This is a genomic window from Pseudovibrio sp. POLY-S9 (genome assembly GCF_001431305.1).
Lineage (GTDB): Bacteria > Pseudomonadota > Alphaproteobacteria > Rhizobiales > Stappiaceae > Pseudovibrio.
In genome coordinates, this window is the sequence record NZ_LCWX01000113.1 from 1 (window position 1) to 771 (window position 771).

The following is a 771-nucleotide window of genomic DNA, read 5'->3' on the forward strand; positions in this document are numbered from 1 at the left end:
TTCAAAACAACCAAGAGTAAATGCCTAATACTTCCAGCTAAATACTTGGTATAAATTCAGTAATATCAGATATTTACTCTTTAAGTTAGCGCCTATGGAGCTTTGCCCCCTTCCAAACTACTGACTTACTTTAAAGAGACTCGGAGTTTCAGTGTCCAGCTGGTCCGAGTCTTTTTTAGTTTCAGCGTGACAGAAATTGGTATTAACCACATATCATCACTCTCCGGTTTTAGGGCAAGGCTGTTGCCTCAGTCGGGAGAGCCTATCTTTCCCGATGCGTTGGCTGGATCAACGCGGCTGCTTCTGCCCCAAAAGTGCGACGTGAAGTCGTGTAAGTGATTGTCCTGACATCGGTTTTAGTAAATCGTTGGACAGGACCTGCCGTTCCTCCGGCAGTAGCCTAGGACTGCAGGCGGGGCGGGTAACTACCCGGTCTGAAGCCGGTCCGACAATGTACCCCGATCCCAGAAGGGTGAAGCTACCTCCGCGAGGAGGATGCGAAGCTGCAAGTATCATGTGGCAGGGGCCTAGGCTTGGAAGTATGGTGAACGTATGTGAACTGGCGATAAACCTCGTGACTGAAAACGTGCCAAAGATGCTGTCAGGCACGCACCAAAAGGTATGAGGGATGGACTTCAGGTTTTTTGGTCCTGAAGCGAGGGCAACAACACCTCCGGGGAAGAGTCAGCACCTAACCTTCCGGTGTCATCTACACGGAACACGGTAAGCCCGTACTCCTGCCATTACTGGCAGGCTATCCGCAAGGAGCGC